Source organism: Lysobacter sp. P5_C4 (assembly GCF_054049695.1).
On the sequence record NZ_JBFULX010000004.1, the window covers coordinates 331,789 to 356,861 of the forward strand.

The following is a 25,073-nucleotide window of genomic DNA, read 5'->3' on the forward strand; positions in this document are numbered from 1 at the left end:
TCAGCGTTGCGCCGTCGCAGGGGCCGCGGCGGCCGTGTCGGCGATCTTCGCGCCGGGGCGCAGCTTGCCGGTGCCATCGACGACGATGCGGTCGCCCGCGCGCAGGCCCTTCAGGATTTCCGCCTGGCCATCGGTGCGCGTGCCGATCGAGACGTCGACCTGTTCGACGCTGCCATCGGGCTTGACGCGATACACGAACGTGCGGTCGCCCACCTGCACCACGGAGATCTCCGGCAGCAGCAAGGCGGTGCGTTTTGCGCGTTGCAGTTCGACGTTGACCAGCATGCCGGGGTGCAGCTTGCGTTCGCCGTTCGGGAAATCGGCGCGCACGGTGACCGAACGCGTGGTCGGATCCACGCGCGCTTCCACCGTCGTCACCGTGCCGGCCAGGCGTGCGTCGGGATACGCGGCGGTGCGGCCGAACACCTGCTGGCCCGTTGCAAGTTGCGAGAGCGCGGCTTCGGGCACCGGGAAGTCGACGTACATGTGGGCCAGGTCGTCGAGGGTCGCGATGGGGGTGCCGGGCGTGACCAGCGCGCCGGGGCTGACCTGGCGGATACCGAGTACGCCGGCGAACGGCGCGCGAATCGAACGATCGGCGAGCTGCGCGCGCACCTGGTTCACCTGCGCCTGCGCCTGGTCGCGCGTGGCGCGTTGCGTGTCCAGTTGCGAGGTGGCGATGAGCTGCTGTTGCGCGAGCCCCTGCTGCCGCGCGTACATCGACTGCGCTTCCTTCGCCGCGGCTTCGGCTTGCGCGAGCGCGGCTTGCTGCTGCTGCCCGCTGAGCGTGACGAGCACGGCGCCCTTGCCGACTTCCTCGCCGCTGTCGAAATGCACCGCCTGCACGATCTCGCTCACCTTCGCGGTGACGGTGATCGAATCGCGCGCACGCGCCGTGCCGATGGCGACGATCGAATCGGCGAAGGACCTGGGTTGCAACACCGTGGTGGTCACGATGACCGGCGCGTTGGCCGCGTCCTTGCCGCGATTGGAAGCGGCGGCTTCGTCCTTGCCGCAGGCCGACAGGCCGGCCGCGAGCGCGAGCAGGGCGATGAGCGGGAGGGAACGAGGGAAATGCGTCATGCGCGAATTCTAGGCCGTCCGGTGCGAGGGTTCGGTTACCGCGGGCACGAATAGTGCGTGCTTTCCCGCGAACCCGTCGGGAACGCTTGCGCGGGCCCCGGGTTGACCCGGGAAGGGCATCGATGTTCCATGACCAATGCCAGTGGCGCGCGGCGTTCGAGCGGCCTGCGGTGCGTGATCTTCGCGTTGTCCTTTCCATCCCCCGACGAGAGTCCGACCCCATGCGCCATGACAGCATCCTCGACACCATCGGCCACACGCCGGTCGTCCGCCTCCACCGCATCGCGCCGAAGAACGTCACGTTGTACGCGAAGGTGGAGTCGTTCAATCCGGGCGGCTCGGTCAAGGATCGCCTCGCGATCGCGATCATCCTCGACGCCGAAGCGCAGGGCTTGCTCAAGCCCGGCGACACGGTGATCGAAGCGACGTCGGGCAACACCGGTGTCGCGCTCGCGATGGTGTGCGCAGCGCGCGGTTACAAGTTCGTCGCGGTGATGGCCGATTCGTTTTCGATCGAACGCCGCAAGTTGATGCGCGCCTACGGCGCGAAGGTGATCCTGACGCCGGCCGCCGAACGCGGCAGCGGCATGGTGCGCCGTGCCGAGGAACTCGCGAAGCAACATGGTTGGTTCCTCGCGCGCCAGTTCACCAATCCGGCGAACCCGGCCTATCACCGCCAGACGACCGCCGCGGAAATCCTGCGCGATTTCGCCGGCGACCGCCTGGATCACTTCGTCACCGGTTGGGGCACGGGCGGCACGCTCACGGGTGTCGGCGAAGTGCTGCGCGTGGCGCGCCCGGAAGTGAAGATCACGACGTGCGAACCGGCGGGCGCTGCGTTGTTGCAGGGCGCGGAGTTCGTGCCGCACAAGATCCAGGGCTGGACGCCGGACTTCGTGCCGGAAGTGCTCAACCGCGATGTCGCCGGTTCGCTGATGAAGATCGACGAGATGCTCGCGCGCGATGTCGCGCGGCGCCTGGCGCAGGAAGAAGGCTTGTTCGTCGGGCTTTCGGCCGGCGGCACCGTGGCCGGTGCGTTGGAAGTGGCCAAATCAGCGAAAGACGGCGACGTGATCCTGGCGATGCTGCCGGATACGGGCGAACGCTATTTCTCGACGATCCTGTTCGAAGGCGTCAACGAGGGATCGGACGACGAGTGGCTCGCCGGCCTCTGACGGTCAGGCGACGAAGGTCCCGCCCTCGGTCGCATGCGGATCCACCCGCCCCTGGCAGATCGCCATGACGCGTTTGCGCATGCGGCGCGGGTTGTCGAAGGACTGGATGGCGAGCGCGGCCATGCTCATCGCGACGGTGAAGTTGGCCAGCGCGGTTTCGCCGTTGGCGGCGAGCATGCTCGGCGTCAGGGCGGCGGCGACGGTCAGCGCGACGGAGACGAAGACGTACTTGCGGATCGCCGACCAGGCACTCTGGTCGACACCCTTGCCGTGGAACCCGCGGCGATACGGCAGGCCCATGACCTTGGCGAGCGAATCGGCCAGGCGGATTTCGTACAACGTGCCCGCACCCTTGATGATGAAACCGAGCAGCGTGGCGCTGAACCCCGCGAGCGKGACCCACGAGGGCAGCCCCATGCCCTTCGGCATCGTGACGCAGACGCAGGCCACGACGAACAACACCATGCCGAGGCGATGGAAACGTGCGGCGACATCCACCTTCGATTGCAGGCGGTCGACGTTGAGGAATGTCATGGGCGACTTCATGGAAGGACTGACGTGTTGAGCGCGCGCGCGGTTGCAGGGGCGAGGTTCGCAGCGATGCCGGCGCGCCGCCGGGCGGCGCGTCACAGCTCGGAATTTCCCCACGTGGCGCGCATTCCACCACGATTTCACGCCATCCTCATGAATGCGCTGGTAGCGGCCGTTCGGCCCGGGGTGGCGGCATGAAGATCGAAGTGCTGGAAGGCGACATCACCGCCCTGGCGGTCGATGCCATCGTCAACGCGGCCAACCACGCCCTGCTGGGCGGCGGCGGGGTGGACGGCGCGATCCATCGCGCCGCAGGCCCGGGATTGCGTGAGGAATGCGAGGCCCTGCCCGCCTACGTGGCGGGCATGCGCTGTCCCACCGGCGAGGCGCGCATCACGCACGGGCACGACCTGCCGGCGAAATTCGTGATCCACACCGTCGGTCCGGTCTGGCGCGGCGGCCGCGGCGGGGAGCCGGCGCAGCTGGCCGCCTGCTACAACGCCAGCCTCGCACTGGCGGCCGATTACGACGTCGCGTCCATTGCCTTCCCGGCGATCAGCTGCGGCGTGTTCGGTTATCCGGTCGAACTCGCGGTGCCGATCGCGGTGCGCACCGTGCGCGCGTGGAAAGGCGGCAACCCCTCGCGCGTGGTGTTCGCGTGTTTCGATCCCGGCATGGCGGCGCGCTACCGAGCGATGCTCGCGCTCGCATGAGTCCGTCGACGCGCGCGCTGCTGCTGTCCAATGTCGCGACGCTGGTCGCGGCGTTGATGTTGCATTGGCCGCCGGGCTGGCTGCTGTGGCCCTACTGGATCCAGAGCGTGGTGATCGGCTGGTATGCGCGCAAACGCATGCTCGGGTTGTATCGCTTCAGCACCGAGGGGTTCACGTCGAACGACAAGCCCGTCCCGGAAAACGCGCAGGGAAAACGCTCCACGGCGAACTTCTTCACCCTGCACTACGGGTTCTTCCACTTCGGTTATCTGATCTTCCTGTGCGCCGAACATCCGCTGGCCGCGCGCTGGGACCTGCTCGTGCTTGGCGCGTGCGCAGCGTCGTTCGTGCTGTCGCAGCGGCAGACGTACGCGGTGCAGCACGACGCCGACCTGCGCGGCAGGCCGAACCTCGGAACATTGATGTTCACCCCTTACCTGCGCGTGTTGCCGATGCACCTGTCGATCATCATCGGCACGGCGATCGGGGGCGGGACCGGGTTGCTGGTGTTGTTCACCGTGTTGAAGACGGCGAGCGACGTGGGGATGGATGTCGTCGATCGGCGCATGGCGGAAAAGCACGCCGATCGCGTCGAAGCGGAGGAAGGGGTGTCGGACACCGGACCCTCTCCCCAACCCCTCTCCCACAGGGAGAGGGGCTAAAGCGGAGTTACGCGGCTTTCTTCGACCACTGGCCCAGCGCGGCCAAACCGTTGTCGCGGGCGCGGGCGTAGACCGTTTCCTGCGCCTTGCGCACGTTGTTGACCAGGTCCTGCGACCAGATCTTCAGCGCGGCCGACTGCATCGCGCGGCCGTAGGAGAACGACAGCGGCCACGGGTTCGGGCCCATGCGGTTCATCGCGTCGAGGTGCGCGGTGGCGGCCTCGTCGCTCTGGCCGCCGGAGAGGAACACGATGCCCGGCAGGATCGCCGGCACGGCGGTCTTGAGGCACATCAGGGTGTTCTCGGCGACGTCTTCGACCGACACGTCTTCACCGCTGTCCTTGCCCGGCACGATCATCGAGGCCTTGAGGATGGTGCCTTCGAGCATGACGTTCTGGTTGTACAGCGCGTCGAACAGCGAGCGCAGCGTGACTTCGGTGACTTCGTAGCAGGTCTGGATGTCGTGGCTGCCGTCCATGAGGACTTCGGGTTCGACCATCGGCACGATGCCCTGTTCCTGGCACAGCGCGGCGTAGCGCGCGAGCGCGTGGGCGTTGGCTTCGATGCAGGTGCCCGAGGGGATGTCGTCGCCGATGTTGATGACCGCGCGCCACTTCGCGAAGCGGGCGCCGAGCTTGTAGTACTCCTCCAGGCGCGCGCGCAGGCCGTCCAGGCCCTCGGTGATCACTTCGCCCTGGAAGCCGGCGAGCGGGAAGGTGCCCTTGTCGACCTTGATGCCCGGGATGATCCCGTTGTCCATCATGACCTTGGTGAAGGGCACGCCGCCCTTGGTCGACTGGCGCAGCGTTTCGTCGTAAAGGATCGCGCCGGAGATGTAGTCGCCGAGCTTCGGCGTGGTCAGCAGCATCTCGCGGTAGGCGCGACGGTTTTCCTCGGAGTTCTCGATGCCCACGCCGGCGAAACGCTTGGCGATGGTGGCATTGGATTCGTCGATCGCGATGATGCCCTTGCCTGCGGCGACCATGGCCTGGGCGGTTTCGGCAAGCTGTTCGATGCTCATTGGCGTCCTGACGGCGTTGGGGAAAGGCGGAATTATACCGCCCCTCCCCCGTGACGCCGGCGCCGTGGTCCTAGTACGTGTTGGCGCCGCCGTCCAGGTCGAGGTCGTCGAGCACATCGCCGGTCGCGGTGCGGCGGTCGCGCGAGGCCTTCAATTCCCGCAGGCGCGCGACGAGATTGGGAACCGCGCATTTCGAACGCTGCTGTGCCGCCGCGCCCGGGCCGTTGCCGAAAACGAACGTGGCCACCGTGTAGACGGGCTTGGCCTGCGCGACTTCGGGGCGTGGTTTGAAGCGCCATTGTTTCAGCGCGTCGGCGGCCGCTTCGGCGAACGCGGACCAATAGCCGGCCTCGGGTTCGCCGGCGCCTGCGCTGGTCCAGCCTTTGAGCAAGGCGAAGTCGGCGGTCGTGCCGTCGGGTTTGAGCAGGTAGCCCACGCCGATGCACACGGCGTCGTGCCGATGCGCGAATTGCGCCGGATATTGCGGCACCGCGAGCGGAACCCCCGGTGCCAGCATCCAGTGGTCCCGGATGCCCCCTTCGTTCACCACTTCGATGCGATCGACCGCGCTCGCGGGCCACGCGAGGGCGAGCATGAACAGGACCGAGAATCGGAAAGCACACATGGCCGAACTCCCGTCGGAGTCTGCGTGCGTCCGGAATAGCACCGGCGGTTGCGGCCCACAACGACCGCCTGTCGGGAACCCGCTGGAGCCACGCTCCCGGGGGATTGCCGTTCAGAGATCGCCGAGGCCCTCGGCGCTGCCGTCCGGCCCGACCTTGAGGATGCGCAGCGTGTTGGTCGCGCCGTGGTGTTCCATGTGGTCGCCGCTGGTGAACATCACGCGGTCGCCGACGTCGAGGTGGCCCTGGTCGTACAGCAGCTTCAGCGCCTTGCGGGCCGCGTCGCGCGAGGCGAGCCCGCGGCTGTCGAAGGCCACCGGGAACACGTCGCGCATCATCGTCATGCGGCGCCGCGCGCGCACGAAGCGCGACAACCCGTAAACCGGCGCCGGCGACCGGAAGCGCGAAAGGAAGCGCGCGGTGCCGCCCGATTCGGTCATCGCGATGATCGCGCGCAGGCCGATGTGTTCGGACAGGAACATCGCCGCCATCGCGATGGCCTGGTCGACGCGCTCGAGGTTGCGCGGCGCCTTTTCGAAATCCGTGTCCATTTCGAACTGGCGCTCGGCGCCCAGGCAAATGCGCGCCATCGCCTCTACCGCACGCAGCGGATACGCACCGGCCGCGGTTTCCTGCGAAAGCATCACCACGTCGGTGCCGTCGATGACGGCATTGGCGACATCGAGCACTTCGGCGCGCGTCGGGATGGGGCTTTCGACCATCGATTGCAGCATCTGCGTCGCGGTGATCACCACTTTGTTGCGCAGCAGCGATTCGCGAATGATCTTCTTCTGCAGGCCCGGCAGTTCGGCGTCGCCGATTTCCACGCCGAGGTCGCCGCGCGCGACCATCACCACGTCGCTCGCATCGACGATCTCGGCGAGGTTCTCGATCGCTTCGGCGCGTTCCACTTTCGCGACCAACGCGGCATCGCTGCCGTGGCTGCGTGCAATGGCGCGCGCCTCTTCCATGTCGGCGGCATTGCGGCAGAACGAGACGGCGATGAAATCCGCTTCGATCTGCGCGGCCACGGCGATGAGTTCGCGGTCGCGATCGGTGAGCGCGCCCAGCGACAGGCCACCGCCCAGGCGATTGAGCCCCTTGCGATCGGAGAGCGCGCCGTCGTTGAGGATCGTCGTGCGGATGCGATCGCCTTCGATCGCGTCCACGCGCAACTGCAGCAAGCCGTCGTCGAGCAGCAGCGTATCGCCGGCGTGCACGTCGTTCACCAGGCCGAGGTAACTGATGCCGACTTCGCGCGCAGTGCCGGGCGGCGCGTCGGCGCGTGCGACCAGGTCGAACGGCGCGCCGGCCTTGAGCTGCACGCGGCCTTCGGCGAAGCGCTCGATGCGCAGCTTCGGGCCCGGCAGGTCGGCGAGCAGGCCGACCTCGACGCCGACGCGTTGCGCGGCCTCGCGCACGGCCTGCGCGCGTGCCACCTGGCTGGAGGGATCGCCGTGCGAGAAATTCAGGCGTACGACGTCGACGCCGGCCTTCAGCAGCGCATCGAGTACGCCCGGCGGATCGGTGGCGGGGCCGAGGGTGGCGAGGATGCGGGTGCGGCGACGTTGTGTACTCTGGGTCATACCGTGTTCTACCACAGCCACCCGAAGCGGCCATGGCGTTGCATACGTTTTCCACCCCGGGCTTTCCCGTCGTGAAAGGGCAACGCGTCCGCTTGCGTGCGCCGGCCCCCGACGATGCCGCGCCGGTCTTCGCGCTGTTCTCCGATCCCGAAACGATGCGCCACTGGCCGCGTGCGCCGATGCAGGGCATCGATGAGGCGGCGGCGTACATCGCCGAGTGCGCGGGGCATTTCGAAGGCGGCGGGCGCATCGACTGGATCGTCACCCTGCCCCACGCCGACGGGGCGATCGGTACGTGCACGCTGTACGACATCGAAGGCGGGCGCAGCGCGTGGATCGGATACGCGTTGTTGCCCGAACATCGCGGACGCGGGCTCGCGACCGATGCGGTGCGCGCGGCCACCGCGTGGGCCTTCCGCGCGCTGGCCGTCGAACGGATCCAGGCCACGGTCGCACCCGCGAACGTCGCCTCGCAACAATTGCTGGCGCGCGCGGGGTTCGCGCGCGTCGCGCAGGATCGTTACTGCTTGTCGGCGCCCTGAGCGCCGCGCGCCTGCAGCGCCGCGACCGCAGGCAAGGGCTTGCCTTCCAGGAACTCCAGGAACGCGCCGCCGCCGGTGGAGATGTAACCGACCTGGTCGGCGATGCCGTACTTGTCGACGGCCGCCAGCGTGTCACCGCCGCCGGCGATGGAGAACGCATCGGACGCGGCGATCGCGCGCGCCATCGTTTCGGTGCCCTTGCCGAACGCATCGAATTCGAACACGCCCACGGGGCCGTTCCACACCACGGTGCCGGCCTGCATGATCAGCGCGGCGTAGCGCTGCGCCGTTTCCGGCCCGATGTCGAGGATCATCTCGTCGGCGCCGACCTGGTCGACCGGCTTCACCGTCGCCGGCGCATCGGCCGCGAACGCGGGCGCGACGACGACGTCGCTTGGCAGCGGGATGTCGGCGCCGCGCGCCTTCGCATCGGCCATGATCTTGCGCGCGGTGTCGATGAGGTCGGCCTCGAACAGCGACTTGCCGACGCCGTGGCCCATCGCGGCGATGAAGGTGTTGGCGATGCCGCCGCCGACGATGAGTTGGTCGACCTTCTGCGCGAGCGAGCCGAGTAGTTCGAGCTTCGTCGACACCTTGCTGCCGGCGACGATCGCCAGCAGCGGACGCCTGGGCGCTTCGAGCGCTTGCGCTAGTGCGTCGAGTTCGGCCATCAGCAGCGGACCACCGGCGGCGACCTTGGCATGTTCGATCACGCCGTGCGTGGAGGCCTGCGCGCGATGCGCGGTGCCGAAGGCATCCATGACGAACACATCGCACAGCGCCGCGTACTTCTTCGCGAGCGTCGGATCGTCCTTGCCTTCGCCCATGTTCATGCGGCAGTTCTCGAGCAACACGATCTGCCCCGGCTTCACGTCGAAATCCGCGCTGAGCCAATCGCGCACCAGGCGCACTTCGCGGCCCAGGCGTTCGGACAGGCGTTGCGCGACGGGCTTGAGGGAATCGGCTTCGGTGAAGTGCCCTTCGGTCGGGCGGCCCAAGTGGGACATGACCATGACCGCGGCGCCCTGGTCCAGCGCGGCGACGAGGGTCGGCAGCGCGGCGGTGATGCGTTGTTCGGAGGCGACCTGGCCGTCCTTGATCGGCACGTTGAGGTCTTCGCGGATCAGGACGCGCTTGTTGCGCAGGTCGATCTCGGACATCCGGACGATGGGCATCTTGGCGCCTTGGCGTATTGCGGGGGCGCACATTGTAGCGGGGCCGGTGAAGGCGTTCCCGACAGCCCGGGCGCTCAAAGCGATACGCGGTTTCGCCCCGCATGCTTGGCGCGATACAGCGCCGCATCGGCGCGCGCCAGCATCACCTCCGGGTCGTCGCCATCCTCCGGCAGGTTGGTCGCCACCCCGATGCTCACCGTCAGCACGCCCATCGGCGAACCGGCGTGCGCGATGTCGGCATGCAGCACGCTGGCGCAGATGCGTTCGCCGACGCCGATCGCCTGCTCGAGCGTCGTGTCGGGCAGGAAGACGATGAACTCCTCGCCGCCCGGACGCACGATGACGTCTTCACGGTGATAGAGCGCGCTGCGCACAGCGCCGGCGAAGCGCTTGAGCGCGTTGTCGCCGCGCGGATGGCCGTAGCGGTCGTTGTAGGCCTTGAAGTGGTCGATATCGAGCGCGAGCGCCGACAACATGCCGCCCTCCCCGTGCGTGTCGCGCCACAACTGGTTCGCCACTTCGCGGAAACCGCGATAGTTGAGGCAGCCGGTCAGCGCGTCGGTCCGGCTGAGGCGGTCGAGTTCGGCGACGGCGTTGCGCAATTCGGCCGTGCGCTGCGCAATCTCGCGCTCGCGCGCATCCACGACCTGTTCCAGCGATGAACGCAGGCGGCGTTGTTCCTCCAGGCTGCGGCTGGTCGCGCGATATGCATCGGCCATGCGATCGCTGAGCTGGTTCATCGCATCGGCCAGCGGCGCCAGTTCCTGCGGCATCGATTCGGCGGAGATCGGCGAGGACGCGTGCTCGAGTGCGAAACGCTGCATCTGCACCAGCAAACGGTGCACGCTCGTGGAGAGCCGGCGCATCTGCCACCACGCGATGCCGAGCACGCCGGCGGCGACGGCAATGAGCAGGCCGAGCATCGTGGCGATGGTGCGGAACAGTTCGGCATCCAGCGTCGACTTCGGCATCAGCACCAGCAGGCGCCAACCGGTCGCGAGCGGCATCGCGATCGCGTAGGCGCCTTCGCCGTCGTGCAGCACGCCGTCCACGCGTTGCCAGCCGTTGTCCGATGCGCCGGGTTCGACCGCGCGCAAGGCTTTGCCGCCGGGCGTTGCGTCCAGCCTATCCATCGGCGCGAGCGACAGGCCGCTGCTGGCATAGGCGACCTGGCCCTGGCGATCGACCAGCACCGCTTCATAACCGTGCATGCGCAACCAGGCGATGCGCTGGCCGGATTTCTCCACGCGCATCGCGCCCTCGACGATGCCGGCGAAGCGCCCGTTCGCGTGCAGGGGCGCGGCTACGCAGGAGCGCGGGGGCGTGTCGGGCGCCGTGCGGTACACATCCGACATCGTCGGCGCATCCTGGCCTTGCGCGGTGGTGAAGCACGGGCCCGGGTCGGGCGCGCCGCGCTCGGCCGGATCGGTGGCGATGAGGCGCCCTTGCGCATCGAGCACCCGCATCGCAGCGAAGCCCGGGTAGTTTTCGCGCAGGCGACGCAGGTCGTCGGACCAGCGTGCCCGGTCGCCGAGCGTGTTTTCGCTGCTGCGGCGCGCGGCGAGGACCGCGACGACCGCGCCGTGCACGCGCAGGAAATCATCGAAGTCGCGCGCGGTGACCTCCGCGGCCGAGTGCAGGTTCGCGGCGGCATGGGCGCGTTGCGAAGTGGACTGGCTCCAGGCCAGCAGGGCGCACAGGATCAGCGCGGGAAGCACCACCGCCACGACCAGGAGACGCGCAAAGTCTCGCCGCAGCGCCCAGTCGGGGCCTGCCGACCGGATTTCGATGGGAAGCGCCGCCGCCATAACCCTGCAAGCTACCGGGGCCGCGCGGGGTCGGCAACGGGGAAAGCCTCGCCGGGGGCGGCACTACGTCGCAGAAATGCGCGACCCCGCAAAGCGGGGTCGCATGTGAAGACCGGTCCGTGACCCCGTCCGCAGGACGTGAGTCACTGCAGGGCGATCAGCCCTTGGCGATGACCTTGACCATTTCCAGGCACTTGTTCGAATAGCCCCACTCGTTGTCGTACCAGCTCACGAGCTTGACGAAGGTCGAATCCAGCGCGATGCCGGCATCGGCGTCGAAGATCGAAGTGCGCGCGTCGCCGCGGAAATCGGTGGCGACCACCTTGTCTTCGGTGTAGCCGAGGATGCCCTTCAGCGCGCCTTCCGATTGCGCCTTCATCTCGGCGCAGATCTCGGCGTAGGTCGCCGGCTTCTCGAGTTCGGCGGTCAGGTCGACGACCGAGACATCGGAGGTCGGCACGCGGAACGACATGCCGGTCAGCTTCTTGTTGAGCTCCGGGATCACCACGCCCACGGCCTTCGCCGCACCCGTGCTCGACGGGATGATGTTCTCGAGAATGCCGCGGCCGCCGCGCCAATCCTTGTTGGACGGGCCGTCGACGGTCTTCTGCGTGGCGGTGGCCGCATGCACGGTGGTCATCAGGCCGCGCTTGATGCCCCACTTGTCGTGCAGCACCTTGGCCAGCGGCGCGAGGCAGTTGGTGGTGCATGAAGCGTTCGAAACGATCGCCTCGCCCTTGTATTTCTGGTGGTTCACGCCAAAGACGAACATCGGCGTGTCGTCCTTCGACGGCGCCGACAACAGCACCTTCTTCGCGCCGGCATCGATGTGCTTCTGCGCGGTGGCCTTGTCGAGGAACAGGCCGGTCGATTCGATGACGACATCGGCGCCGACCTCGTCCCACTTGAGGTTGGACGGATCGCGTTCCTGCGTCAGGCGGATGGTCTTGCCGTTGACGACGAGCGCGCCGCTTTCGACTTTCACGTCGCCCTTGAAGCGGCCGTGCACGGAGTCGTACATCAGCATGTAGGCCAGGTAATCCGGCTCCAGCAGGTCGTTGATGGCCACGATCTCGATGTCGTTGCCGAAGTTCTGCACGGCAGCGCGCAACACGTTGCGGCCGATGCGGCCGAAGCCATTGATGCCAACCTTGATCGCCATTTCGACTCCTGGAGCTGGGGAAGGGTGCGTCCGCGGTGGCCCGCGTCCGGGAAAGCCCGGTATTTTAGAGGAACCCTCCCCCACGGCTACCGTGATGCCCCGACTTCCGCACGCCCTGCTCCCCCTCACCCTGCTCGTGGGTGCCCTGCTCGCGGCCCCGCAGGCCCGGGCCTGGAGCGCGCTGGGGCACCGGATGGTGGGGGAATTGGCGCAGCGCCACGTCCAACCGGCCACGCAGGCGCAGATCGACGCGCTGCTGGCGGGAGAGAAAGACCCGACCCTCGCCGGCGTGGCCACCTGGGCCGACGACCTGCGCAACAGCGACGGTGCGCGGTTCAAGGCCACGTCGCGCTGGCACTACATCAACACGAACGACGGCACCTGTGACTTCGACCTGGCGCGCGACTGCCCGGACGGCCAGTGCGTCGTCGGTGCCATCGACACGCAGCGGAAAATCCTGGCCGATCGCACGCAGCCGCTCGCGGCGCGCCGCGAAGCGCTGAAGTTCCTTGTCCACTTCGTCGGCGACGTCCACCAGCCGATGCATGCGTCCAACCATCCCGACAAGGGCGGCAACGATTACCAGATCAGCCTGTCGACGAAACTCGAGCCTGAGGCCTATGCAAAGAAGAACTACGTCGACGGCGTAATGGGCACCAACCTGCATTCGATCTGGGACTACTACATCCTCGGCGAGGTCGGCGTGGACCGGAAGGGCCATCCGGGCCTCGGGCTCAAGGGCTACGCCGATCGCCTCGATGCATTGCCGTGGCCGCCGGAATCCGGCCCGGTGAGCCCGCCGATGGCGTGGGCCGGCGAGTCCTGCCGCGCCGTCGATGGCCGTTCGTTGTATCCGAGCGGACACAAACTGGATCGGACCTACCTCGACGCGATGCGCCCCTTCGCCGAACAACGCGTGCGCCAGGCCGCATGGCGGCTCGCGCACCTGCTCGATGAAACATTGGGCACGCCCACGCCCTGACTTTCGCAGGAGCATTCCCATGCGCCCCGACGTCGCCCCGTTCCACGACCCCGCCACCGGCACGTGGACTTACGTGGTATCGGACCCGGCGACGCGCGTGGCGGCGATCATCGACCCGGTGCTCGACTTCGACGCGAAGTCCGCGCGCACGACGCACGCCTCGACGCAGAAGCTGCTGGATCACGTGCAAGCCAACGCGCTCGACGTGCGCTGGCTGCTCGAAACGCATGCGCACGCCGATCACCTGTCCGATGCGCAGTGGCTGCTCGAACACTGTCCGCGCGCGACCCTCGGCATCGGCAGCGGGATTGCGCAGACGCAGCGCAGCTTCGCGCCGGTGTTCGGGTTCGGCGACGAGGTTGCGCTGGATGGCTCGCAATTCGGACGCCTGTTCGAAGCCGGCGACAGGTTTGCGATCGGCGAGATCGACGCCCACGTGATGGGCGCACCGGGCCACACGGCCGATTGCGTGGCCTATCGCATCGGCGATGCGCTGTTCTGTGGCGATACGCTGTTCATGCCCGACGCAGGCACCGCCCGGACGGACTTCCCGAACGCGGACGCGGCCACGTTGTATCGCACCATCCAATCGTTCTATGCACTGCCCGACGACACGCGCGTCTTCGTCTGCCACGACTACGGCCCGGACGGCCGCGCCGTTGCCTGCCAAACCAGCATCGGCGCGCAGAAACGCGACAACATCCACCTGCGCGCCGACACCAGCGAAGCGGCGTACGTCGCGCTGAGAAAAGCGCGCGATGCGACATTGCCGATGCCTGCGTTGATCCTGCAGTCGTTGCAGGTCAATCTTCTCGCCGGCGCGATGCCGCCACCATCGGACAATGGCGTGCGTTACCTGCGTATTCCGCTCAACTGCGTGTAAGGAAACCTCCAGGCATGACGTCAGTCGAATGGGTCGCAGCGGCCCTGTTGTTCATCGTCGCCACGCTCTATTCCTCGGTCGGGCACGCAGGCGCAAGCGGCTACATCGCATCGATGGCGCTGCTCGGTTTCGCACCCGCGCAATTGCGGCCCACGGCGCTTGCGCTGAACCTGCTGGTCGGCGGGATCGGGCTCGTGCGTTTCTGGCGCGGCGGACAGGTGAAGTGGCGCAACGTGTTGCCCTTCGTGCTCGCGTCCGCACCGGCTGCATTCTTCGCCGCGCAAATCAAGTTGCCGAAGGAAACCTACTCGGCGCTGCTCGGCGTCGTCCTGCTGGTTGCGGCGGTCGGGATCTTCCGCAGCGCCTCGCATGCGACGCAGGAAGATGCGTCCGCCGAAGGCCGGCGCGTGCCCTGGATTCCAGGGCTGTCGATCGGTGCCGCGATCGGTGTGTTGTCGGGGCTCACGGGCACGGGTGGCGCGATCTTCCTCACGCCGTTGCTGTTGTTCGCGCACTGGATGCCGACGCGCGAAGCGAGTGGTACGTCCGTTGCTTTCGTCTGGATCAACTCGCTGACCGGTCTTGCGGGATTGCTGCATGCCACGGGAACGCTGCCTGCAGCGTTGCCCGCATGGTTGGTCGCAGTCGCGATCGGCGCCCTGCTCGGCACGCAACTCGGATTGCGCTGGCTGCCCGTCCATCGATTGCGCCAGGCTTTGGGCGTGGTGTTGTTGATCGCGGCAGGAAAACTGTTGTTCGCTGCCTGACCAGGCGCGCGCGACTTACGCGAGCGCCTGCGCCACCTTTACCACGTTCTCCACCGTGAACCCGAAGTGCGGGAACAGCTTCTCCGCCGGCGCGCTCGCACCGAAGCGGTCGATGCCGACCACGGCGCCATCCAGGCCGACGTACTTGCGCCAGAAATCGCTGACGCCCGCTTCGATCGCCACGCGGCGGCGGCAGGCATTCGGCAGCACCGCTTCGCGATACGTCGCGTCCTGGCGATCGAACACATCCGTGCTCGGCATCGAGACCACGCGCACGCCGTCGCCGAGTTGCGCGGCGGCCTGCATCGCGAGTTCGACTTCCGAACCGGTGGCGATGAGGATCAGCTGCGGTGCGCCCTTGCTGTCGCGCAGGATGTAACCGCCGCGTCGGATGTCGGCGACCTGCTGCGTCGTGCGCGGCTGGTGCGCAAGGTTCTGGCGCGTGAACACCAGGCACGAGGGGCCGTCGTGTTGTTCGATCGCCGCGCGCCAGGCGACGGCGGATTCGACCGCGTCGCACGGGCGCCACACGTCGTTGCCCGGGATGTAGCGCAGGGATGCGACGTGTTCGATCGGCTGGTGCGTCGGGCCGTCTTCGCCCAGGCCGATCGAATCGTGCGTATAGACGTGGATGGCGTGCGCACCCATCAGCGCGCTCATGCGCACGGCGTTGCGCGCGTAGTCGCTGAAGACGAGGAAGGTCGCGTCGTACGGAATGAAACACTCGTGCAGGCCGAGACCGTTGCTGATCGCGGTCATCGCGAACTCGCGCACGCCGAAGTAGATGTAGTTGGCGTTGGCGTCGTCGCTGGTGACGGACTTGCTGCCCTTCCACAACGTGAGGTTGGAATGCGCGAGGTCCGCCGAGCCGCCGATCAATTCCGGCAGCAGCGGGCCGTACGCTTCCAGCGCCATCTGCGACGCCTTGCGCGACGCGACCACCGGGCCTTCGGCCTGCAGTTTCGCGATGTAGGCATCGGCCGCGGAGGCCCAGTTGTCCGGGAGTTCGTTGCGCGCGCGGCGCACGAGTTCGTCGGCGAGTTCGGGGTAACGCGAGGCGTACTGATCGAACAGCCGATTCCACTGGTCTTCGCGCACGAGGCCCGCGTTGCCGGCGCGCCAGCCGTCGCGAATGTCCTGCGGGATGTCGAATGCTGCGTTCGGCCAGTTCAACGCGGCGCGCGTTGCGACGATTTCATCCTTGCCCAGCGGTGCGCCGTGCGCCGATTCCTTGCCGGCCTTCGCCGGCGAACCGAAACCAATCGTCGTACGTGCGCAGATCAGCGTCGGCTTGTCGTTCGAGGCGAGCGCTGCATCGACCGCGCGCTTGATCGCGTCGGCGTCATGGCCGTCGACGCCGCGCACCACGTTCCAGCCATAGGCCTCGAATCGCTTGCCGGTGTCGTCGGTGAACCAGCCCTGCGTGTCGCCGTCGATGGAGATGTGGTTGTCGTCCCAGATGGCGATGAGCTTGTTCAGGCCCCACGTGCCGGCGAGCGACGCGGCTTCGTGCGAGATGCCTTCCATCAGGCAGCCATCGCCCAGGAACACCCACGTGTGGTGGTCGACGACTTCGAACTCGGGGCGGTTGAAGCGCTGCGCGAGGAGTTTTTCGGCGAGCGCCATGCCGACGGCGTTCGCGAAGCCCTGGCCGAGCGGGCCGGTCGTGGTTTCCACGCCCGGCGTCATGAAGTTTTCCGGGTGGCCCGGCGTCTTCGATTCGAGTTGGCGGAACGACTTGAGGTCGTCGATCGTCAACGCGTAACCGGACAGATGCAGCAGCGCGTAGTGCAGCATCGAGCCGTGGCCGTTGGACAACACGAAGCGGTCGCGGTTGAACCACGACGGGTTGTTCGGGTTGTGGCGGTAATAGTCGTTCCAGACGACTTCCGCGATGTCCGCCATGCCCATCGGCATGCCCGGATGGCCGGACTTCGCGGCCTCGACCGCATCGATGGCGAGGAATCGGATGGCGTTGGCGAGGTCGCGGCGGCTGGGCGTCGGCATGGCGGGGGCGGGGTCGGAAGCGGCGGGCAGGGGCGGAATTGTCCCATGCCCGGGCGACGCGGTGCTCCCCTCCCGCAGGAGGGGCTTACGGCGCAGCGGCTGTTTCGCCGGCGCCCAAATCCGGTTCACCCGCGGCCACGAGCGTGGCGAGCGTGAGATCCCCGGTGACGTTGAGCGTGGTGCGGCACATGTCGAGGAAGTGGTTGACGCCCAGGATCATGCCGATGCCGACGGGATCCACGCCCACCATCGCGCAGATCAGCGCCACCACGGGCAACGAACCCGACGGGACGCCGGCCGTACCGATGCCGCCGAGGATGCAGACCAGCATCACCATCGCCTGTTGGCCGAGGCTGAGGTCCACGCCGAAGAACTGCGCGAGGAACAACACGGTCACGCCTTCGAACAGGGCCGTGCCGTTCTGGTTGGCGGTGGCGCCGACCGTGAGCACGAAGCGCGCGATGCGCCGCGGCAAACCCAGTTCCTCTTCGGCCACCCGCAGCGCGGTGGGGAGCGTCGCGTTGCTGGAGGCCGTCGAGAAGGCCATCACCATCGCTTCCTGCGCGCCCTTGAAGAACTTCACCGGCGAGTGGCCGGCCAGCTTCAACGCGACCGAATAGCTGACGAACTGGTGCAACGCGAGCGCAAGCACGACGACGCCGACATACGCACCCAGGCGGAGGAGCAAGTCGAATCCGAAGATCGACACCAGGTTGAACATGAAACAGAACACCGCGATCGGCGCAAGGCGGATCACCAGGCCGATCAGCGTCATCGAGATTTCGAACAGGCCTTCGATGCCGCGCTTGAGCACGTCGGTCTGCGGGGTACGCGTGAGCACCAGGCCGATGCCGAACATCACCGCGAAGAACATCAGCGACAGGATCGTGCCGTTGCTCGCGGCCGCCGCGATCACGTTGTCGGGCACGATGGACACGAGCATGTCGATGCCGCGCGGTTGTTCGCCGACGCTGGCGACGATTTCTTTCGCACGGTCGGCATTGTCGGCGAGCAATTGCTGCGCCAGCGCGGGATCGACGCCGGCGCCGGGCTTGAGCCAGTTCACCAGCACCAGACCGAGCAATACCGCCACCGCCGACAGCAGCACGGTGTAGAACAAGGTCTTCCAGCCGATGCGGCCGAGCGCGCGCACGTCGCCCATTTCCGCGATGCCCACGACCAGGGCGGAGAACAGCAGCGGCACGATCAGCATGAAGATCAGCGCCAGGAAGATCTTCGAGAACGGCGTGGTGACGTAAGTCGTGAAGATCTGCACCCACGCCGCATCACTGCCGGTGGCGTGGACCACGAGGCCCGCGGTGATGCCGGCGATGAAGCCGATGGCGATCTTCGTGTGCAGCGGGAGGCGCTTGCGCGCGGTGGGCGTGGCCATGCGGGTGTCCTTGGCCGCGGACCGCCCGCGGAACGGGGCGACTTTAACGCGCGGCTCAGGCCGGCGGATAGAGCGGCGGCAGCGGATCCGGCACGGTTGCGGCGGGCTGCGCCGTGGCGACACGTACGCCGCGGGTGAAGGCGCGGCGCAGCGACTCACGCGCGGCGCGTGGATCCCCGCCTGCCCAACGCGCGCGCTGCAACGCGTCGAGGGCGGCGCGTTGGTCGGTATCGGCGATGCGCGCGCGCAATGCATCGATGTCGGCAGCGGGCGGACTAACGCAGGCGCAGAGCGTTTCGGCAATGTCGCCCAGGTCCCCGTCGGCCAGCGCGCGCTTGAGGTCGGGGCGCGCAGCGACGGGCTTGCCTGGCGAAACAGCATCCGGTGCGCGCTTCGGGTGGTGGCCCAGGAACCACAACAACGTGAACAGCCAGAGGAGCGCGAATGCCGCCGCTGCGGCGGCCCACGGCAGGACGCGGCCCTGGATGCCGGGAATCGAGATGCGGCCGTCGCCAGTCGGCGTTGCGTCGGCGACGTCAGCAGGCACGCCCGCGTTCGGCGCGTTGTTCGCATTCACGCCCGTGCCTGGTGCGACCTGCAATTCGATCGGCGGCAAGGTCGCGGTGCGCGCGACGCCAGCGCGCACGTCCCACCATTCCAGGCGCGGGGGATCGATGCGCAGCGCACCGGCGCGCGTGGGCACGATCGAAAACGTGCGCGACAAGGTCGTGCGCGGTCGCGCTTCGCTGAAGGATTCGTCCGCCTGCAGGGCCGCGGGGAAGATCTGCGCCGCACCGGTGGAGGCGAGTTTCAGTTCGGGCATTTGCGCGGCGACGGCGCCATCGGCGACCGCTTCGATCTGCACGGTCGCCGATTCGCCGGCGCGCGCGGCATGCGGCAAGGCGACGTAACGCAGGCGCAGATCGCTCAACGGTAACCACGGTTGCGGTGCATTGGCGGGGATTGCGCGCACCTGCAGGACGCGATCGGGCGCGTCGGCGGCCAATGGACGCCGACCATCGCCGAGCAGATCGTCGAAGAATCCCCCGACGCCCTGCCCGCGGAACCGCGCACCGGGCAACACCACGCGCCCGCTGCGCTCGCCGATGACGAGGAAGCGCCGCTCGATCACGTTGTAGCGTCGCCCGCCCATTTCCTGCGCGTACTGCAGGTCCTGGCCGACCTTGCGCAGCGTGGCGCCCTCCGGTTCGGATTGTTCCAGCGCACCGGACACCAACGGCACGGCGGTGTACAGGCGCACTTTCAGTCCGACCGCCTGTTGCACCCACGGATCGCCGTCGTCGAGCTCCGATTCGATGAACGTATCGTCGCCCGCCTTGGTCGGCACGCGGCTCAGCGGTGCGACGGTGAGCGTGAGCGGCGGGGTGGTTTGTCCACCGATTTGCAGCGACGGGATCGTGATCACGCCTTCGCGCCGCGGTTGCAGCACCACCGAGTACTGCGCGCTCACGGTGATGCGGCCGTTCTCGGCGCGCGCGCTGCGCGCACTGGAATGGCCGCTCAGGATGAAGTCGCGTTCGAGCGGCGCATAGTCGGGGCCGCCTTGCGCGGAATCGGCCGCGACGTTGAGCGTCGTCGTTTCGCCGGCTTCGATGCGGTCGCGATCCAGCCACGCGCGCACCTGCGCCTGCGCGGCGGGTGCGAGCAACGCGAACAGGACGAGCACCGCGACAGTCCACTTGCGCATCATTCGCCGCCCTCCAGTTGGCGGCGTTCGTATTCGAGTCGGAATTTGGCGCGCAGCAGGCCGCCCGGATCGTCGGGGACGCGGCGCAGCCACGCTTCGTTCGCGAGACGTCGTTCGCGTTCCTGCGGGGTTTCCGCGCGTGCCTGGGACTGGCCCTGTTTCGGCTTGCCATCCTTGCCCTGGCCGAGCGCGCGCTGCATGCGTTCGCGTTGCGCGGCGTCGGCGGCGCGTTGTGCCTGCGCTTGCTTCGGCGATTCGGGTTTGGCTTGCGCTTGCTGCTGCGCTTGGCCCGACCCCGGCGACGGCTGCGGTTGCTGGCCGGAACGTTGCGGCGATTGCGAGGGCTGCGGTTGCCCGCCCTGTTGCGCGGATCGTGGCTGTTTTTGTTGTTGCTGCGCCCGTGCCGCGCCGGATTGCGGTTGTTGCTGCTTGCCGTCCTGCTTGCCCTGCGCACGGGGATCGTTGCGCTTGGAATCGCCGGACGGGGGCTTGCGCTTCATCGCAGCGGCGACGGCCTTTCGATTGGCGATGGCGTCCTGCATGTCCGGCCTGGCGCGCAACGCGCGATCGTAGGCAGACAGCGCCTCTTCGTACCGACCCTGCTTCGCGAGCGCGTTGCCGAGGTTGTATTGCGCATCGGCGCCAGGCAGCCCGTCGTACGCATTTTCGGCCGCGTCGAACTTGCCTGCGTGATACGCCGCCTCGCCCGATTCCATGCGCTGCGCGGCGATCTGGTCCGCACGTCGCCAGAGCGTCCCTTGCGGCGTCTCCTGCGCGTGCGCCAAACCCATCGGCACACACAACACCACCAGCATCGCCGCGACACCCGCACCGCGACGGAACGCGAACACCGCCAGCAACATCAAGGGCGGAATGAGCCAGTAACCCGCGTCTTCCCAACTCCGGCCCGCGCGCCCCTGCGTGGATGTCGCGCCCGCGGCATCGGCATGCAGCACGCCCAATGCACGCAAGTCCGAATCGTCGATGGACACCGTCGCATAGCGCCCGCCGCCCGCATTGGCGAGCGCTTTCAACGACGCCGGATCGAGCGAGACGCGCGAAATCCCGCCGCCCACCTGTTGCACGACCGTGCCCTGCTCGCTGCCCAGGCCGAGGGCCGAAACGCGCATGCCCTGCCTGGCTGCCTGCGCGGCGGCGGCATTGGCCGCGGCGTCGCCGTGATCGGTGAGCACGAGGATGTCGCCGCGGTCGAAGCCGGCCTGGCGCATGAGGTCGACCGCGCGCGCGATTGCGCGATCCGGGCGATGACCGTCGACCGGCATCACGTCGGGCGCCAGCGTGTCGAGGAAGAGGGCGACATTCGCGGCATCGTCGGTGAGCGGCGCGACGGTGTAAGCGTCGTCGGCGAACGCAAGCAGGCCCACCTGCCCGCCGGCGCGTTCCTGCAGCAGCGTGGCGAGTTTCGCGCGTGCCTGCAGCAAGCGCGATGGCGGAAGGTCGGCCGCGAGCGCGCTGCTCGACAGATCGAGCGCCACGATGAGCGGCGTGCGACTCTGCCACGCAGGTTGCGCGACCTGTTTCCATGCCGGTCCGGCGAGCGCGAGCACGGCCAGTGCGAACGCGAGCAGCACGGCAACGAGCGTTCCGCGAGTGCGCGCGTTCGACGCCGGTTCGAGCAACCACGGAAGCAGATGCGCGTCGACAGACGCACGCCACACATTGTCGCGCCGCCCGCGCTGCCACCACAGCCATGCGATCAGCGGCAGGGCGAGCAACACCCACAACCATGCGGGGCGCAGGAAATGCAGCATCTCCACGCCACTCATGCGCGCCTCCGCAAGGGCACGGCGCCCAGGGCCGCGAGGCCGAGCGCGATCGCCAGCGGCAGCGGATAGCGCTCGATGCGCGGACGCACGGCCTGTCCGGGACGACGGATCGGTTCGAGACGATCGATTTCCGCGTAGATGCCCGCGAGGGATTCGGTATCGCGCGCGCGGAAGAAGCGACCGCCGGTGATCTGCGCGATGCGCTGCAGGCCCGCTTCGTCGATCTCCGAGTCGCCCGCGCCGGGCAGGCGGAAACCGAACAGCGACACGCCGCCTTCGCCGCCGAACGCGATGGTGTGCACGCGCACCTTCGCGTCGCGCGCGAGTTCGGCGGACTTCGCCGGATCGAGCACGCCGGCGGTGTTCACGCCATCGGTCAGCAGGATCACGACGCGTTGTTCGGCCGGTTGCGACTGCAGGCGCTTCACCGCGAGCGCGATGGCATCGCCGAGTGCGGTTTCGCGCCCGGCGAGGCCGACGACGCTGTCCTGCAATTGTTGGCGCACCGTGGTGAGATCGAGCGTCAGCGGAGTGAGCGTGTACGCGCGCTGGCCGAAGACGAGCAGGCCGACGCGGTCGCCGCCGCGACGATCGAGGAAGTCGGCGAGCACGGCCTTCGCGGCGGTCAGCCGATCGACCACGTTGCCGCCGAGTTCCATGTCCTCTTCGCTCATGCTGCCGGACAGATCGACGGCGAGCATCAGGTCGCGCCCGACTTGCGGCGGCGCGATGGGCGGGCCGAGTTCCTGCGGGCGCGCGCATGCGAAACACAACGCGATCCACGCCAACCACGCGAGCAATCCCGCACCCCGGCCGCGCAATGCGTGGCCGCTGCCGGCTTGCGCGACCTTGTCGATGTGCGCGCCGTAGGGCACGCGCAGCGCGGCGGCCGCCGAACGCCGGCGCGGCAACAACCAGCGCACGAGCAGCGGCAAGGGAATCGCCAGCAGTGCGAGCGGCCAGGCGAATACGGACCACCACTGGGCGAGCGCGTTCACCGCATCCATTCCAGGTAGCGGCGGCGCGCGCGACCGCGGAGGTCCTCGACGGCGGCCGGATCGACGTCGCGACGAAAAGCGCCCTCGAGCAGCACCGTGCCGGCTTGGCCACGAAACAGCGGCTCGCGTGCGTCGTGGTCGAGATGCGCGCGCCAGCGGTCACCTTCATAGCGATCGGCATCGGGGTTCCTGCGACGAGCCGCGCGACGCAGGAGCTCGGAAATTGCGGCGACTTGCGCCGGCGGTGTGGTCGCCCGGTCGAGCATGTCGTCGAACACGCGCGCGATCGCGCGGCGACGCGCACGCTTGCGATGGGCGATGAATGCAAGGGTCAGCAGCATCGCGACGAGCGCGGCGAGCACGAGCCACCACCCCGGCGCGAGCGGCCACCACGGCGTCGCGGGAGCGGCGTGGACATCGCGCAACACCAGGTCGGGCGTCATGCGCATCTCAGGCCACGCTCGCCTGCGGACGGCCCCACGCACCCAGCCATGCGTCGCTCGGCGCATCGGTTGACAACACGTCCACGCGGACGCCGCGCGCGGGCAGCGCCTGCAATGCGGCTTCGATCGGCGCGACGAATTCGCCGCGCCAGCGCTGGCGTTGCGGTGCACTCGCAAGGTCCAGTTCGACGCGGTGATCGCCCGTCGCGAACGGCAGCGCCGCTTTCGGCGGATCGCGTTCGAGCGGATCGACGAGCAGCAGCACGGTCGTGTCGTGATGCAACGCGAACGCCGGCCAACGATGCGGATCGATCGCCGCGATGCTCGCCGGATCGGCGAGGACGATCAGGCGCGAACCGGGACGAAGCACGCGTTGGGCGTGATCCAGGGCGACGTCCAGGCCCGCGTCCTCCTCCGGTGGCGCGGCATACCAGCGCACGAGCGCATCGAGCACCCGCAGGGCGCCGCGTGGCCCGCCCGCCGGTGGAATCGGTGCTTCGCGCTGGCTGCCGCGCAGGGCGGCGACGCGGTCGCCGTCGCGCAACGCGGCCCATGCTGCGATCGCGCCCGCGCGCGCGGCCTGCACCGACTTGAAGCGCACGCGCGTGCCGAAGTACAGCGTCGGCGCGGTGTCGGCGATGAGCAGCGTGAGGCGTTCGCGTTCGGCCTGGAACAACTTTGTGTGCGGGCGGCCGCTGCGTGCGGTGAGGCGCCAGTCGATGTGGCGCGCGTCGTCGCCGATGGCGTATTCGCGCGATTCGGCATATTCCATGCCGCGCCCGCGCATCGGCGAAAGCGCCTGCCCGGTGACGCCGTGCCGGCCGCGACGCGGCGCACGACGGCCGAGTGCGAGCGCACGCAAGCCGACGAGTTCCTGCAGCGTGGGCACGATGCCTTCCTGCGGCGGCACGGCACGGGGCATGGTCAGGGCAAGGGCACCTTGTCGAGCAGCGCGCGCACGAGGCGATCGCCGTCCCAGCCTTCGGCGGTGGCTTCGTAGCTCGGCAACACGCGATGGCGCAACACGTCCGGCGCGATCGCGCGCACGTCTTCGGGCGTGACGAAGTCGCGTCCGGCGAGCCACGCACGCGCACGCGCGCAGCGCTCCAGCGCGATCGAACCCCGCGGGCTCGCGCCCCACGCGATGCGACGCGCGAGCGCGGCGTCGTAACGCGTCGGCTCGCGCGAGGCGAGGACGAGTTCGATGAGGTAACGCTCGACCGGCGGCGCCAGGTGCAGGTCGAGCACCGCGGCACGCGCTTCGAAGACGGTGTCGATGGGCATGCGCGCAATCGCCTCGCCCGTCGCCTGCAGCACGTTGCGTGCGCGTTCGCGCGCCAGGCGCAGGATTTCGGTTTCGGCCGCCGCGGCGGGATAGCCGATGCGCAGGTACATGAGGAAACGATCGAGCTGCGCTTCGGGCAGCGGGAAGGTGCCTTCCTGTTCGATGGGGTTTTGCGTGGCCATCACCAGGAACAGCGCCGGCAATGGATAGGTTTGCCGGCCGACGGTGACCTGCCGCTCGCCCATCGCTTCCAGCAACGCCGATTGCACCTTGGCCGGCGCGCGGTTGATCTCGTCGGCCAGCAGGATGGGGTGGAAGATCGGGCCGGGCTGGAATTCGAAGCGGCCGTCCTGCGGACGCCAGACTTCGGTGCCGGTGAGGTCGGCGGGCAACAGGTCGGGCGTGAACTGCACGCGGGCGAAGGCGGCGTCCAGGCGTGCGGCCAGTGCGCGGATCGCGCTCGTCTTGGCCAGGCCCGGCGCGCCTTCGACGAGCAGGTGCCCATCGGCGAGCAGGGCGATGAGCAGGCGTTCGATCAGTTCGCCCTGCCCGACGATCTCGGCGGAGAGCTGGTCGCGCAAGGCGGCGAACGCCGCATGCAGGCGGGACGGCGGTGCGGCGTGGCTTTCGGCGCGATTGTCCATGCTGGGGCGGGGGATCCCGGGCGGTGTCGGGCCGAGTTTGACTGGTTCGCGGCCCGTTGGTTCACCCCGAAACGGCAACGGGGCCGTGAGGCCCC

At 68.3% G+C, this 25,073-nt stretch carries 23 protein-coding genes; 7 read left to right on the forward strand and 16 right to left on the reverse strand.

Features of this window, described 5'->3' with window-relative positions:
• Positions 1-1,083 (reverse strand): efflux RND transporter periplasmic adaptor subunit, encoded by a 1,083-nt coding sequence (locus ACXJJ8_RS11955; protein WP_499030289.1) that lies wholly within the window; start codon positions 1,081-1,083, stop codon positions 1-3.
• Positions 1,084-1,304: 221 nt separating this feature from the next.
• Between ACXJJ8_RS11955 and cysK the strand changes: the two genes are divergently transcribed.
• Positions 1,305-2,258, forward strand: coding sequence for a cysteine synthase A (gene cysK / locus ACXJJ8_RS11960; protein WP_499030291.1), 954 nt, complete (start codon positions 1,305-1,307; stop codon positions 2,256-2,258).
• A gap of 3 nt (positions 2,259-2,261) precedes the next feature.
• Here the strand turns inward: cysK and ACXJJ8_RS11965 are convergent, their stop codons facing one another.
• A complete protein-coding gene (locus ACXJJ8_RS11965; RefSeq protein WP_499030293.1) occupies positions 2,262-2,792 on the reverse strand; it encodes a hypothetical protein in 531 nt (176 codons plus the stop codon).
• 191 nt (positions 2,793-2,983) lie between these two features.
• On the opposite strand from ACXJJ8_RS11965, the gene ACXJJ8_RS11970 reads away from it, so the two are divergent.
• Both ACXJJ8_RS11970 and ACXJJ8_RS11975 read left to right on the forward strand, forming a co-directional pair.
• Entirely contained in the window at positions 2,984-3,502 is a 519-nt protein-coding gene (locus ACXJJ8_RS11970; RefSeq protein WP_499030295.1) for an O-acetyl-ADP-ribose deacetylase, read from the forward strand.
• Complete coding sequence (locus tag ACXJJ8_RS11975; protein ID WP_499030298.1) at positions 3,499-4,164, forward strand: DUF6498-containing protein; 666 nt, start codon at positions 3,499-3,501, stop codon at positions 4,162-4,164. Before ACXJJ8_RS11970 ends, ACXJJ8_RS11975 begins: the two co-directional genes overlap by 4 nt.
• A 7-nt stretch (positions 4,165-4,171) precedes the next feature.
• Here ACXJJ8_RS11975 and ACXJJ8_RS11980 read toward each other — a convergent pair whose 3' ends face one another.
• The 3 genes from ACXJJ8_RS11980 to pyk all read right to left on the reverse strand — a co-directional run bounded on the left by ACXJJ8_RS11980 (position 4,172) and on the right by pyk (position 7,394).
• The gene (locus ACXJJ8_RS11980; protein WP_499030300.1) at positions 4,172-5,185 is read right to left on the reverse strand and encodes a class I fructose-bisphosphate aldolase; all 1,014 of its coding nucleotides are present in this window, start codon (positions 5,183-5,185) and stop codon (positions 4,172-4,174) included.
• Positions 5,186-5,255: 70 nt separating this feature from the next.
• Positions 5,256-5,810 (reverse strand): hypothetical protein, encoded by a 555-nt coding sequence (locus ACXJJ8_RS11985; protein ID WP_499030302.1) that lies wholly within the window; start codon positions 5,808-5,810, stop codon positions 5,256-5,258.
• A 111-nt stretch (positions 5,811-5,921) separates the two neighbouring features.
• Positions 5,922-7,394: a pyruvate kinase gene (gene pyk / locus ACXJJ8_RS11990; RefSeq protein WP_499030305.1), complete on the reverse strand. Its 1,473-nt coding sequence runs from the start codon at positions 7,392-7,394 to the stop codon at positions 5,922-5,924.
• A gap of 32 nt (positions 7,395-7,426) precedes the next feature.
• Between pyk and ACXJJ8_RS11995 the strand changes: the two genes are divergently transcribed.
• Positions 7,427-7,936 carry a GNAT family N-acetyltransferase gene (locus ACXJJ8_RS11995; protein WP_499030307.1) on the forward strand — a complete coding sequence of 170 codons (510 nt, stop codon included), beginning with the start codon at positions 7,427-7,429 and terminating at the stop codon, positions 7,934-7,936.
• Here ACXJJ8_RS11995 and ACXJJ8_RS12000 read toward each other — a convergent pair.
• From ACXJJ8_RS12000 to gap, 3 genes are all read right to left on the reverse strand, one after another.
• Positions 7,915-9,111, reverse strand: a complete 1,197-nt coding sequence (locus ACXJJ8_RS12000) for a phosphoglycerate kinase (RefSeq protein WP_499030309.1) — start codon at positions 9,109-9,111, stop codon at positions 7,915-7,917. The two genes, ACXJJ8_RS11995 and ACXJJ8_RS12000, sit on opposite strands and share 22 nt — an antisense overlap.
• Positions 9,112-9,185: 74 nt before the next feature.
• Positions 9,186-10,919: a sensor domain-containing diguanylate cyclase gene (locus tag ACXJJ8_RS12005; protein ID WP_499030311.1), complete on the reverse strand. Its 1,734-nt coding sequence runs from the start codon at positions 10,917-10,919 to the stop codon at positions 9,186-9,188.
• Between the two features lie 157 nt (positions 10,920-11,076).
• Complete coding sequence (gene gap / locus ACXJJ8_RS12010) at positions 11,077-12,081, reverse strand: type I glyceraldehyde-3-phosphate dehydrogenase (RefSeq protein WP_499030313.1); 1,005 nt, start codon at positions 12,079-12,081, stop codon at positions 11,077-11,079.
• Between the two features lie 94 nt (positions 12,082-12,175).
• Between gap and ACXJJ8_RS12015 the strand changes: the two genes are divergently transcribed.
• The 3 genes from ACXJJ8_RS12015 to ACXJJ8_RS12025 are packed head-to-tail and all read left to right on the forward strand — an operon-like array spanning position 12,176 to position 14,713.
• Positions 12,176-13,063 carry a S1/P1 nuclease gene (locus tag ACXJJ8_RS12015; RefSeq protein WP_499030316.1) on the forward strand — a complete coding sequence of 296 codons (888 nt, stop codon included), beginning with the start codon at positions 12,176-12,178 and terminating at the stop codon, positions 13,061-13,063.
• Positions 13,064-13,082: 19 nt separating this feature from the next.
• Positions 13,083-13,946: an MBL fold metallo-hydrolase gene (locus ACXJJ8_RS12020; protein ID WP_499030319.1), complete on the forward strand. Its 864-nt coding sequence runs from the start codon at positions 13,083-13,085 to the stop codon at positions 13,944-13,946.
• Between the two features lie 14 nt (positions 13,947-13,960).
• Complete coding sequence (locus tag ACXJJ8_RS12025) at positions 13,961-14,713, forward strand: sulfite exporter TauE/SafE family protein (protein WP_499030322.1); 753 nt, start codon at positions 13,961-13,963, stop codon at positions 14,711-14,713.
• Between the two features lie 15 nt (positions 14,714-14,728).
• Here the strand turns inward: ACXJJ8_RS12025 and tkt are convergent, their stop codons facing one another.
• The 8 genes from tkt to ACXJJ8_RS12065 form a co-directional block, all read right to left on the reverse strand.
• Complete coding sequence (gene tkt, locus ACXJJ8_RS12030; protein ID WP_499030324.1) at positions 14,729-16,720, reverse strand: transketolase; 1,992 nt, start codon at positions 16,718-16,720, stop codon at positions 14,729-14,731.
• An 85-nt stretch (positions 16,721-16,805) separates the two neighbouring features.
• The gene (locus ACXJJ8_RS12035) at positions 16,806-18,113 is read right to left on the reverse strand and encodes a dicarboxylate/amino acid:cation symporter (RefSeq protein ID WP_499030326.1); all 1,308 of its coding nucleotides are present in this window, start codon (positions 18,111-18,113) and stop codon (positions 16,806-16,808) included.
• Positions 18,114-18,168: 55 nt separating this feature from the next.
• Positions 18,169-19,821: a BatD family protein gene (locus ACXJJ8_RS12040; RefSeq protein ID WP_499030328.1), complete on the reverse strand. Its 1,653-nt coding sequence runs from the start codon at positions 19,819-19,821 to the stop codon at positions 18,169-18,171.
• Complete coding sequence (locus ACXJJ8_RS12045; protein ID WP_499030330.1) at positions 19,821-21,608, reverse strand: vWA domain-containing protein; 1,788 nt, start codon at positions 21,606-21,608, stop codon at positions 19,821-19,823. The genes ACXJJ8_RS12040 and ACXJJ8_RS12045 overlap by 1 nt, the downstream gene beginning before the upstream one ends.
• Positions 21,605-22,615: a vWA domain-containing protein gene (locus ACXJJ8_RS12050; RefSeq protein WP_499030332.1), complete on the reverse strand. Its 1,011-nt coding sequence runs from the start codon at positions 22,613-22,615 to the stop codon at positions 21,605-21,607. Before ACXJJ8_RS12050 ends, ACXJJ8_RS12045 begins: the two co-directional genes overlap by 4 nt.
• Positions 22,603-23,049: a DUF4381 domain-containing protein gene (locus tag ACXJJ8_RS12055; protein ID WP_499030335.1), complete on the reverse strand. Its 447-nt coding sequence runs from the start codon at positions 23,047-23,049 to the stop codon at positions 22,603-22,605. Before ACXJJ8_RS12055 ends, ACXJJ8_RS12050 begins: the two co-directional genes overlap by 13 nt.
• Before the next feature lie 7 nt (positions 23,050-23,056).
• The gene (locus ACXJJ8_RS12060) at positions 23,057-23,971 is read right to left on the reverse strand and encodes a DUF58 domain-containing protein (RefSeq protein WP_499030337.1); all 915 of its coding nucleotides are present in this window, start codon (positions 23,969-23,971) and stop codon (positions 23,057-23,059) included.
• Between the two features lie 2 nt (positions 23,972-23,973).
• A complete protein-coding gene (locus ACXJJ8_RS12065; protein ID WP_499030340.1) occupies positions 23,974-24,978 on the reverse strand; it encodes an AAA family ATPase in 1,005 nt (334 codons plus the stop codon).
• Between the last annotated feature and the right edge of the window lie 95 nt (positions 24,979-25,073).